The sequence below is a fragment of the Salinicoccus cyprini genome, from assembly GCF_007713705.1.
GTDB classification, from domain to species: Bacteria; Bacillota; Bacilli; order Staphylococcales; family Salinicoccaceae; genus Salinicoccus; species Salinicoccus cyprini.
Genome location: NZ_VMSJ01000002.1, coordinates 82,471 through 94,181 on the forward strand (window position 1 = coordinate 82,471; position 11,711 = coordinate 94,181).

At 46.8% G+C, this 11,711-nt stretch carries 11 protein-coding genes; 3 read left to right on the top strand and 8 right to left on the bottom strand.

Going from position 1 to position 11,711, the window contains the following annotated elements; genetic code table 11:
- Positions 1-9 precede the first annotated feature (9 nt).
- From FO441_RS06630 to fdhF, 3 genes are read right to left on the bottom strand one after another with little or no spacing between them, the layout of a single operon-like run.
- Positions 10-561, bottom strand: a complete 552-nt coding sequence (locus FO441_RS06630; RefSeq protein WP_145287604.1) for a DUF488 domain-containing protein — start codon at positions 559-561, stop codon at positions 10-12.
- A 34-nt stretch (positions 562-595) separates the two neighbouring features.
- Positions 596-1,273: a helical membrane plugin domain-containing protein gene (locus FO441_RS06635; protein WP_145287607.1), complete on the bottom strand. Its 678-nt coding sequence runs from the start codon at positions 1,271-1,273 to the stop codon at positions 596-598.
- Positions 1,273-4,224, bottom strand: coding sequence for a formate dehydrogenase subunit alpha (gene fdhF / locus FO441_RS06640; protein ID WP_145287609.1), 2,952 nt, complete (start codon positions 4,222-4,224; stop codon positions 1,273-1,275). Before fdhF ends, FO441_RS06635 begins: the two co-directional genes overlap by 1 nt.
- Positions 4,225-4,439: 215 nt before the next feature.
- Between fdhF and FO441_RS06645 the strand changes: the two genes are divergently transcribed.
- Entirely contained in the window at positions 4,440-5,648 is a 1,209-nt protein-coding gene (locus tag FO441_RS06645; protein ID WP_246095060.1) for an NADH:flavin oxidoreductase/NADH oxidase family protein, read from the top strand.
- A gap of 111 nt (positions 5,649-5,759) precedes the next feature.
- Positions 5,760-6,164: a helix-turn-helix transcriptional regulator gene (locus FO441_RS06650; RefSeq protein ID WP_145287615.1), complete on the top strand. Its 405-nt coding sequence runs from the start codon at positions 5,760-5,762 to the stop codon at positions 6,162-6,164.
- 33 nt (positions 6,165-6,197) lie between these two features.
- Here FO441_RS06650 and FO441_RS06655 read toward each other — a convergent pair whose 3' ends face one another.
- The 3 genes from FO441_RS06655 to FO441_RS06665 form a co-directional block, all read right to left on the bottom strand.
- Entirely contained in the window at positions 6,198-6,953 is a 756-nt protein-coding gene (locus FO441_RS06655) for an NADPH-dependent oxidoreductase (RefSeq protein ID WP_145287618.1), read from the bottom strand.
- Positions 6,954-7,188: 235 nt separating this feature from the next.
- Positions 7,189-8,652, bottom strand: a complete 1,464-nt coding sequence (locus tag FO441_RS06660) for a sensor histidine kinase (RefSeq protein WP_145287621.1) — start codon at positions 8,650-8,652, stop codon at positions 7,189-7,191.
- Positions 8,645-9,316, bottom strand: a complete 672-nt coding sequence (locus tag FO441_RS06665; protein WP_145287624.1) for a response regulator transcription factor — start codon at positions 9,314-9,316, stop codon at positions 8,645-8,647. Before FO441_RS06665 ends, FO441_RS06660 begins: the two co-directional genes overlap by 8 nt.
- 136 nt (positions 9,317-9,452) lie before the next feature.
- Between FO441_RS06665 and FO441_RS06670 the strand changes: the two genes are divergently transcribed.
- Positions 9,453-10,658: a DUF418 domain-containing protein gene (locus FO441_RS06670; RefSeq protein ID WP_186365494.1), complete on the top strand. Its 1,206-nt coding sequence runs from the start codon at positions 9,453-9,455 to the stop codon at positions 10,656-10,658.
- A gap of 9 nt (positions 10,659-10,667) precedes the next feature.
- On the opposite strand, the gene FO441_RS06675 is transcribed toward FO441_RS06670, so the two are convergent.
- Together FO441_RS06675 and FO441_RS06680 are read right to left on the bottom strand one after the other, a co-directional pair.
- The gene (locus FO441_RS06675) at positions 10,668-11,174 is read right to left on the bottom strand and encodes a CHAP domain-containing protein (RefSeq protein ID WP_145287630.1); all 507 of its coding nucleotides are present in this window, start codon (positions 11,172-11,174) and stop codon (positions 10,668-10,670) included.
- Positions 11,175-11,325: 151 nt separating this feature from the next.
- Positions 11,326-11,676 (bottom strand): hypothetical protein, encoded by a 351-nt coding sequence (locus FO441_RS06680; RefSeq protein WP_145287633.1) that lies wholly within the window; start codon positions 11,674-11,676, stop codon positions 11,326-11,328.
- Between the last annotated feature and the right edge of the window lie 35 nt (positions 11,677-11,711).

Below are 11,711 nucleotides of genomic sequence, written 5' to 3' on the forward strand. Positions count from 1 at the left end.
ACCTGAGAATTATACGTCTTCAGGGTACACGACAGTGCCGTCTGCCTCTATGATCGGCATTGCCCCCCATTTGCCGAGAACATGGTGAACCAGTTCCGGTTCGTTTTTGCTGTTATTGATGATGTGCTGGACTGTCCAATCGTGTGCCGCAAGCCAGTTGCTGATGATCAGACGATGGCAGCGGGCAGGGTGCCGCTCTGAACACATGCAGACTATATTGTATGAAGCTGCCTTGTCTACCAGCATTTCAATACCTGAAGAGAAATCTTCTGTCAGCGTATAGTCTGCGTAATTGTGGAATGAAACATTATTCCAGCCGCTGTTCAGATTGCTGCCTACATTTGAGGCAGTACCGCGCCTGCCTCCGAGCAGGGGAAAATGATTGTAGCCGATACCCGCTTCCTTCAGCCATTCTTTCATTTCTTCTCCATTGAATTGAGGGTGTTTTCTGCTGTATGGATAGGCACGTACATCTGCCACAAACTCGATGCTTGCGGATTCAAGCATCTGCAGAAACTGCTCTTTCGTATTGGTTGAATGTCCAGCAGTAAATATTCTCATCAGTTCAGTCCTCTTCCTATCATTATTGCCTTCATCAGACGGAAGTTCTGTCTTTGGCCTGCCTCCCCTTCATAAGTAGCGGGATTGCCACGCCCCATGCGCCTGCCGCCAGAACATACCATCCTGTATTGGACTTGCGGTTTGATGGTTGGACGCTTTTCTTATTTGTGGAGCTTGTCCCCATTTCCTTGCCGGGATTCTCAAGACGTTCCTTTTGAGGTTCAACACGCTCTTTTGCATCCTGCTGTTCTCCCATCCCTTTCAGCATGCAAAGAAGGACGTTCATGCCCTCGATGACTTCAGGGTCCTTCACGGCACCAAGCAGTCCTCCATATCCGGCAGGCTGCCCTTCATGTTCATATTCTGCCGCGCGCGCAATACCACTGTTTATTTTCAGTGCAATGGGTTCGAGCTGCTCCATGTCGATATTGCCGAGAAGCTGGAACAGCAGCATGGCGTTTTTAACCGACTTGGGTGTATCGGAGGCATCGAGTGCCGTAACAATGCGGGTAATGATTTTGTCACTCTGGCCAAGACTGCTGTTGACCATGTTGAGTATTTCGCGTTCCCGCATCTTTTCCACGATATCAAAAATATCCTTAAGCGTCTCCTTGTGGTCCACCAGCAGTGTCTCCAGTTCCCTTACGCCTTTCTCGTGTGCCACTTCAGGATCCACTTTCATCCTATGGATGACTTTCGTTGCTTTCGCCATTACCTATTCCCCCTTCTCTCTTTGACAAGATCACCTGGGAATATATAGTCTTCCCTGGCCCACTTCTCCTCTACGCGGACACCAATCTGGGGCTGCGGGTTGCCATAGCGATGGTTGATTTTTGGTAGTGGGCTTTTCCCTTTCGGTTCGAGTACCTCCATTTTTACAGAGACCTCCTTGTAGGCCGGTGTATCCGTATCCTTGTCGGCATGAGAGCTTGTCAGGTAGTTGATGACCCCTTCGCCGCTTGAGTTCATCGGCAGATAGAGCTGATTGCCGAATACACGGTCTGTCACAATACAGCTGACTTTGACGCTGCCATAAGGGGATGTCAGCCGGACTTTTGTACCATCCTCTATCTTGCGTTCCTTCGCAAGATCGGGTGAAACTTCCAGGAATACTTCAGGGGTTTTGGCAGTGATGCCTTCTGATTTATAGGTCAGATTGCCTTCATGGAAGTGTTCCAGCAGGCGGCCATTGTTGACGTGAAGATCATACTCGCTTTCAAATTCAAGCGGCTTCGTCCATTCCACCGGCCATAGTCGTGCTTTGCCCCCAGGCAGTGGAAATTCCTTTTCAAATAGCAGTGGTGTATCCGTACCGTCCTCTGCCACCGGCCACTGTAGACTATCGTAGCCCTCCAGTCGATCATAGCTGACACCTGCAAACAGCGGCGTCAGCGAGGCAGCTTCATCCATGATCTCGCTCGGATGTGCATAGTTCCAGTCGGCACCCATACGGTTGGCGATTTCTGTGATGATCTGCCAGTCAGGCTTCGAGTCACCGAGTGGGTCCATGACTTTATAGAGACGTTGGAAACGGCGTTCGGTATTGACGAATGTGCCATCCTTCTCAAGGCTCGGGCTTGCAGGCAGGACGACATCCGCATACTCGCACGTCTTCGAGAAGAATATATCCTGCACAACGAAGAACTTCAGCTTTTCATAGGCGGAATGGACGTGGTTCAGGTTGGAATCGACGATGCCCATGTCCTCCCCTTTCAAGTAAAGCACTTCAAGGTCGCCGTCATGTATGGCGTCCACCATCTCATGGTTGTTGAGCCCCGGTTTTGTCGGTATTTCAGTCCCCCAGCTCTTTTCGAAACGGGCACGGACAGCATCATCGCTGACGAACTGGTACCCGGGGAAGCGGTCCGGCATGCTGCCGAAGTCACTCGCCCCCTGGACATTGTTGTGGCCACGAAGCGGATAGGAACCGGCACCGGGCTTCATGTAGTTGCCGGTGACAAGCAGCAGGTTGGAGATGGCTGTGCTTGTATCGCTGCCGCCGCCATGCTGGGTGACACCCATGGCCCATAGGATGGATGTACTTTTCGCTTCATGGATGGATGTTGCGATGCTGATCAGTTCCTTTTTCGTCATGCCGGTCACTTCCGACGCATAATCCAATGTATATTTATCAAGGCTGGCAAAGTAGGCATCGACATCATTGACGTGGTCGCGCAGGAAGGCCCGATCGTGCCATCCCTTATCGATGATGTACTTCGTTACAGCTGACAGCCATACGAGATCACTGCCAGGTGCGGGTCTGACAAAGAGATCTGCCCGGTTGGCCAGTTCATGCTCACGCAGATCGGCCACAATCACTTTCTGTCCATGCAGCTTCTGCGCTCGCTTGACGCGTGTAGCCAGTACGGGGTGGGATTCTGCCGTATTGGATCCGATGGAGATGACAAGTTCTGCCTGGGCGATATCCGTAATGCTGCCCGAGTCGCCTCCGTAGCCGACAGTACGCCACAGTCCCATTGTCGCTGGTGACTGGCAGTATCTTGAACAGTTGTCGATATTGTTAGTTCCGATGACACCGCGACCCAGCTTTTGCATCAGGTAGGATTCTTCATTTGTACATTTGGAAGAGGAAATGAAAGCCAGAGCGTCCGGTCCCTTGCCTTTCAGCGTCGCTGTGAACTTGCTTTCGATGAGGTCGAGCGCCTCTTCCCATTCTGCTTCCCTGAAGGCATCCCCTTCCCTGATCAATGGTTTCTTGAGGCGCTCCTCACTGTTCACAAAATCCCAGCCGAATTTTCCTTTGACACAAGTGGATACACCATTCGCTGGCGCCTCGCTGCGCGGCTCGATCTTCAGTATCTCGCGCCCTTTCGTCCACACATCAAATGAACAGCCAACGCCACAATACGTACATACCGTCTTCGTCTTATCGATGCGCTCCTCGCGCATCTGCGCTTCCACATCGGAGAGTGTCATCAGAGACTCATAGCCCGTCTCTACATTTTTTGTAATATTGACCATGGGTCTGAAGGATTCACGCGCCATGCCGGTCAGGAAACCCGCTTCCCCTTCCATGCCGACCTCCATCATCGCATTGCATGGGCAGACTGTTGAGCAGTGTCCACAGTTTACACAGGAGGAATCATCGATCGTCGTATCGTTATCCCAGATGACACGCGGTTTTTTCAGGGTCCAGTCGATCAGCAGTGTTTCATTCACCTGCAGATCCTGGCATGCTTCCACACAACGGCCACACAGGATGCACTGGTCAGGGTCATAGCGGTAGAAAGCATTGCGCATTACACCCGCATCTTTCCCCTCATGCGGCGTCTCCTGATGGCTGATCCGGAGCTCCTTGACTGTATTATGTATTTCACAGTTGCCGTTGTTGAAGTCACAGACGGTGCAGTAGAGTTCATGGTTGCCAAGAATACGGTCCATCGCAATGAGCTGGGCCTCATGTACATCCTCGCCCACTGTTTCCACAACATCCCCTTTTTTCAATTGTGTCGAGCAGGACCGTACATATTCCCCATTCACTTTGACGATGCATGTATCACATGTCTCCAGTGCACCCAGATCCGGGTGGTAGCATAGATTTGGAGGTTCTAAAGCTGTGTCTTTCAAATGGTCGAGCACGGAACTGCTGCTGACAGCTTGCTGCTTGCTACCGTTGAGCTCGAACTCAAAAAAGTCCTTCATCCCCATTCCCCTTTTCAAATTAAATTTTATAAGGCTTTTCCCTTATATTGTAAAATTCAAACATTTTAGAATACTGTATGGTTAAAGTGTACTCCAATTCTTGAATTTATAAAATGATATATTACGAGCTTTTCTATAGTGCTCTGATAATATGGGTTACAAATTGAAAGTATCGGGAAAAGCATATGAGAATGGAGAAAGAGGAGGAACCGATGATGAGAGTGGCAGAACCGCTGAAACTTGCGAACGGCGTTGAACTTAAGAACCGGTTCTTCAAATCGGCAATGAGCGAAACGATGGCAAGCAGCATGAACCAGCCGAATGAAAAACATATCAGACTGTATCACGAATGGGCAAAAGGGGGTGCCGGCGTTGTGGTCACAGGCAATGTCATGGTCGACCGTAATGCTCTGGGCGAGCCGGGTAACGTCGTTATAGAAGATGAACGGGATATCGGGATGCTTCGGGAATGGGCACGCAAGGGTACGGAGAACGGAACTCAACTCTGGATGCAGCTCAATCACCCGGGAAAGCAGTCGCCGAAGTCCATGTCAAAAAAACCGGTGGCACCGAGTGCGGTACCGCTCGGAGACAAATTCAGAGGGGCATTCAATCCACCAAGAGCTTTGACGGTTGAGGAGATCAAACAACTTGTCCAAAAGTTTGCAAATACTGCCCGCCTAGCTAGGAAAGCGGGGTTTACGGGTGTACAGATTCACGGGGCACATGGCTACCTCGTCAACCAGTTTCTTTCTCCACACGACAATCAAAGAGAAGATGAATATGGCGGCAGACTTGAGAACCGCATGAAGTTCCTTGTAGAAATATATGAAGAGATGCGTTACGCAGTAGGTGCGGATTATCCGATTGCATTGAAGCTCAATTCATCGGACTTCAGTAGAGTAGGTTTCACAGAAGAGGAATCGATACAAGTGGTCGAGAAGATGGCATCACTCGGCTTGGATCTGATCGAAATATCCGGCGGCAACTATGAACAGCCGAAAATGTCGACAGGAACGGATTCCGAAGTTTTCTTCCTGGACTATGCACGGAAACTGAAAGAGGAAGTCGATATCCCGGTTGTCGTAACAGGCGGGTTCCGTTCTCCTGAAAGCATGGAGTCGGCACTTGAGAAAAATCACACCGATATGATCGGCATCGCCCGGCCGCTGGCACTCGAACCGCATCTGCCCAAAGAGATCATGGCGGGAAGTAACGCCGAAATAACGACCCAGCACCTTACTACAGGCGTGAAGGCGCTTGACGCAAACATCGGTCCCGCTGTCGGCAATGTATACTATGCCATGCAGCTTAAAAGAATTGCTGAAGGTAAAGCTACCCAGCGTCACACCAATGCATGGCGACCGCTCCTGCATCTTATCGCGACACATGGTCCCCATGCACTCAAACCGAAGCGAAGATGAAAGTTTATTAAGTAAAAGTAGTATGCAAACAAGACGTTTGCCTTTGTAACAATAAGTTTATACCAAAACCCTCCAGAATAATGTAGGCTTTACCCAAAGGAGGCTTTGCATATGAATGACGAATTCGGCAACAAACTTAAGACACTCAGGGAAGAAAAAGGATGGAGTCAGGATAAGCTGGCCAAAGAATTGAATGTTTCGCGTCAGGCAGTCTATAAATGGGAAACCAACAAAGGTTATCCCGATATTAAAAACCTGATCATAATAAGCGATATTTTTAGTGTTACAATCGACGAGCTGATCAAAAGTGATGAAGAACTGCAAAATAAGATCAGTATCGATGAAGATGAATTATATGGGGATAACGATCCCGGCTTTTATATAGGTCTCCTCCTGGTGGTGCTCGGCATTTTCCTCTTTGATGATTCACTATCCACCACCTTTATGATTCTAGGTTTGATGTCCATCGTTTTTTTCAATGACTTCATGAAATCACTTGTATCATTTTTCAAGTAGACTAAGCCGGTCACGTAGAAAGACACCTGAGCATCATTGCTCAGGTGTCTGCTTTCCTCCCGGAAATTTCTGTCTGTTCAGCATCTCGTCGATACCCAGGTAGTATGGCTTACTGAAGAATGTAGAAACGAACCCAGTCCACGTCCCTATTCTATTGTTGCTCGTTCTTTCCTGCAGGTACTGCTTGTAGGTATCATTGTATTTTTCAAGCAGTGGTTTCAGGTCGTGCTTGTAGCGCTCTTCATGATATACGGCTTCTTTCGGAAGTCGCGGTTTCTGATCGACATCTTCGTCAGGATGGCCGATGCATAACCCGGAGACTGGAATGACGTACTCTGGAAGTTCGAGCATGTCGATGACTTCACCAGACTGCCTGCGAATGCCTCCGATGGCGACAGTCCCAAGGCCCATGGATTCCGCCGCAACTACCGCTGTCCCAAGAGCAATGCCGACGTCTGTTGCTCCGACAATCAATGAATCGATATCATTCGTAATATTCAATGGCGTACCTTCCATTTCACTGGCGATGGCGGTACGGTAGTAATCCGCACAGAAAATCAGAAAGACAGGTGCTTCTTCAATGTGCTTCTGATTGCCGCACAGTTCAGCAAGCTGCTTCTTGCGTGCTTTATCTTTCACAGCAATGATCGTATACTGCTGGCCATTGATCCAATTTGGAGACGCCTGAACGGATTCTATAATTTCATCTAGCTGTTTGTCGCTGACCGGTTGATCCGTGTAGGAACGGATTGACCGGTGGCTCTGTAGTGTTTCTATGACTTCATTCACGTTTTACAGCCTCCTATTCGATTTGCATGGTAGGAGTTTAGCAATCTTTGGAGTATGAACGCAAATAAACAGCAACGGGAATTATAACGTGTTATCGGACGGCCAGGTTGATAACGCCGTAATAACGCTGTATAACGCCCGGGAATACTATTGAACGTACAGTCATATAACGACGTGCGTTGCGATTTTACATATCGTGATGCATTATATCAGTGGAGTGATTACTTCCTCTCCCTCATTTTTTACTGAGTGTTATGACGAAATGCAGGCCGCTGCTTTTGGAGATGTGGGAAAGCTCTCCATTGTGAAAATCGATGGCATCCAGAATGATGGAACCTCCGATTCCATGGCCTTCCCTTTCTTTCTTGGTTGAAGAAGTGCCTCTGAAGGCCTGCATGTCCATTGATCCGATTCCATGTCCATTATCCCTGTAGTCGATGATCAGATCATCTTCTGTATCCCTCACGTGTATTGAAATATCAGGATTGTGCCGGTTATGCTCAATACTGTTATCAATCAGATTGACGAACATCCTCTCCAGATAGAGCCGGTTGCCATAATACTCTGAGTCGACAAGGTCATGTGTGACTGTCATATGCCGGTATCCGATAGTCTGTTTGATACCATTGAGCAGATCGACGATGGAAAATGCTTCCCGGTCGATATTCATCTGACTGGTTTCAATTTTAAAATTATGATTCAGTCCATCTATAAGCTGTTCCATATACTTGGCTTTTTCGGAAATCAATCCACTGTATGCTTCTGTTTTGACTGGATATTGTGCCAGAATCTTTGAGTACCCATATATCGAAGTCAGTGGAGACTTCAGATCATGGGTAATCTGGCTGATCCACTTTTCACGATAGTAGCTGATCTGGTTCTGGTACAGATGGTCATCAATCAGCTGGGCGTTCAATGTCTCAAGTGATGTGTCCAGTTCCTGGAACAGCTTTTTTCCGCGTTTGTGATTATGTTCCGAACCGGGTTTATACAGTCTGCCCCGGGCAAGCTGTTCGATCCAGTCGATATAGAAGAATAAAGGTCTGCTGATGCGCCGGGACAGCAGTATGGCCATGATGACTGTAATCAGGATATTCAAAGCCGGTACAACGAGCAGAATGATTCCAATTCTTTTGAACAGCGTGATGTCCCTTTCACTGAACTCATCGACATGCACATAATCCCGTTGGAGTGGGTTTTCTGTAAAGTAGAGACCGTCATCTTCAATATAATACTGGTATGCGTTGTGGTTATGAAGGTACAGACTGTTGATCAGCTTCGACATATCAACTGCATGGCTATTCTGGATTGAGAGGTTCTCGGGAGTCTCCTTTATCAGTATGACATGCTCCCCCTCTTTATAAGGCATTGCCATCGTGCCCCACAAGTTATCAAATATCCGCTGCTTCAGATTTCCAGCGTTTTCAGGATGGATGGCATCACCTTCATCATCGACGATATAGGCTTCCATATCACTCTCTTCGAGCATGTTCTGGAAATTCTCGCTGAAAGCATAATCGCCGCGGGTTCCGGTCACTCCGTTTATAAGATAATCCGCATCAATGTCTTCCATGGAATTATAGAAGAGTATATTGAAATTGTAAAAGAACAGAATGAGACCGATGATCATCAAAAAAATACTGGAAGCAAGGAAAAGAAAAATGTACTTGATGAACTTGAGAGTAAAGCGTCTATTCATGGTCCTGTCCTTTAAATATGTATCCTTTGCCTCTGATAGTGACAATAAGTGCCGGATGATCGGGGTCCATTTCAATCTTCTTTCTTAAAGTCCGCATGTGTACCATAAGCGTATTATCGTCGGTCACCCTATGGTAGCCCCAAACTTTATCATATAGCTGTTCTTTGGTGAGAATCTGATTCCTATTATGTATGAAGAATAAAAGCAGGTCGTATTCCCTTGAAGTCAGTCTGACCGGCTGACCATTGACAAAAACCTCGGCAGCATTCGAATTTATTCTTAGGTGGCCATATTCATATATTCTGGCCCTGTCGAGATGGACGTTGACTCTATATGCCAGTTCCATTGGATCGAATGGTTTCTTGATGTAGTCCACCGCACCTTGTTCAAACCCTTTGTATACATCAAGCTCTGTATTTTTAGCGGTGACAATCAATATTTTCGTATAGGCAGTATCGATATATCGCATCAGTTCATATCCGCTTTCGGTTTTCAAGTTCAGATCGAGCAGAATGACTTCGAACTGGTACTGGCTGATGAGTGCCCTGGCACTTCCGATATCTTCAGCAGTGTGAATTTTCGTGTTGTTCTTGCCGGCAAGGGCAAGCTGAATCAGCTCGCAAATGTCTTTATCGTCTTCAATAATCAGAACTTTGTTATCCATGCTGTTCACCTCAATACATATTCTATTACGTGTTGGAGTTGATGACCATTGATATTCGGATAATTAAGCTATATTTAAGGTGGGCATAAAGAGAGTTTAAGGTTCTTCCTTCATAATGGATGGCGAGGTGATTGACATGAAAAGAATTGAAGCCGTGGATGCCATCAGAGGATTCAGCCTGTTCGGCATTTTCATGGCAAATCTGCTGATCTTCCAATATGGTCTGACCGGAAAGGATCATCTGGAATACTTTGAACTGCATCCTCTTAATGAGGGTATATTGAAAGGCGTAAAAATTATTTTTGAAAGTAGCTTCCTGCCCATCTTTGCCATTCTGTTCGGCTTCTCCCTGGACAGGCTGTTCCAGTCGATGAAGCGAAAGCAAGTGAAACTGAAGAGAATCAAGCTGTATATGAGGGCCTTCACACTTATTGCGTTCGGTCTGCTTCACAGCTATTTCATATGGGAAGGTGACATTCTTCTGGCATATGGTATTGCCATGCTCTTCATCATCCCGTTCATCGGTCTCGGCAAAAGATTCTTCAAATGGGTGACCACCCTCTCCATTTCTGCAGCTTTACTGATTACATCACTCGCTGTCTTCGCACCGGCAGAAGAAGTCCCTGCTCCGAATGATGTAGATATGCAAGGCTACCTGAAGGAACTGAAATTCGCCTACGGAGAAGGTACATATGCAAATGCCTATCAAGCACGCAATCATCTGGAAGATCCTTATATTACAGAAATTGTAAGTTATCTTGAAGGCGCGGGCATCATTCTCTTGATTGCGGGTCTGCTGATGCCGATTTTCTACTACAACATTGGAATCTATCTGTCGAAAAGCGACTGGTTCAGTAAAAATTCCAACCGGCTGCTAAGTGCCAACCTGTTCATCTTTCTGATTCCGGTAAGCATATTCATGAAATCAAGCATCATCTGGATGGACAACAAAGACCTGGCCTCCATGCTTCACATTTTCTTCGGAAGCGTGCTTTCTTTCGGTCTTATTGTGCTGATCAGAAATCTCCACACGAAGTATCGACAAAATTTCATCTTCATCGGATTTAGAAGCATGGGGAAACTGTCGCTCACCATGTATATCATGCAGAGTCTGATTGCGACTACCCTCTTCTATGGATATGGGCTCGGCTGGTTCGGACGTGATATATTCGGTCAGGCTGTCATCATATTCCTGCTGGTCTATGTGTTTCAGATGTTTCTGGCGACCTGGTATACATCAAAATTTCGATATGGTCCGCTTGAATACCTGCTGAGAGTCGCAACTTATTTTCATCCGAAAGCCAGGCAATGGCATTTTAAAAAAGAGAAAACATCAGTTTGAAAAAGAAGCTCAGGCGCTGTTCTGCGTCTGAGCTTTCATCTCCTTCGGTCTTGGATTCACCTTGGGATGGATATATGCGTATTCGTCAATTCTGTCAGCGGTGATGGTACGTTCTGTCACCTCATAGGGTTCACGGTAATTCATTTCGGATATATCAATCGATCCGTCCTCATTGACGGTCTCTATATAGGCGACATGACCAATCTCGCCTCTTGAAGTCTGAAGGATGGCGCCTTCTGCGGGTTCATCATTGACTGTGTAGCCATCTGTCTTGGCTCTTGCCGCCCAGAATTCTGCATTGCGCCAGCTTGTTTCAATCATTTCTCCATTTGCTTTTACCTTATTGAATACATAAAAGGTGCATTCACCTGCATCATAGAAATTCGTGGCCATCGGATCGGGGAGCAGTGTATATTCCAAAGTACCTATCAGCCCTCTTTCAGTCTGGCGGTCCACTATGAATAGTCCTGTTGTGATGAGTATGATTATAAAAAGAAAAACAATCAGTTTTTTCACGTGAAACACTCCCCCTTTCCGATGTGGATTCAAATGCATTACATGAAATTATACAATTATTCATCTTCCTATAAAATAATATTGCTCAAAATAAAAACAGCGGACCTCGGGGTCCGCTGTTTTTATATGATGTTTCCAGGTTAAGAAAACATTATTTTTTATTGAACGTGCTCGCAAAGCTCAACGCACTGAGTCCAAGGAATTTAAGTGCATTTTTGCTGCCTTCGTAGCCGTGTCCGGCCTTGTAGTGCTTATATGCTGCCACACCCATTACGGAACCGACCATGATGGAACCGATGCGTGTGAATGATTTACCAAGGAAGGATGCAAACAGAAGCATTGCGCCGATGGCTTCAAGATAGCCTGCAATCTTCATCTGGTTGGGATTGACATTGAATTCCTTTTCGAAATCCTCGCCGACCTGTCCTTCATTCTCAACTTTTGTCAGTCCGCTTTCAATGATATTTTTTCCAATGAAAGCATTCAATAGATAGTGAATCATCTGTATCCTCTCCTTTTCATGTTTTCCAGTTTCGC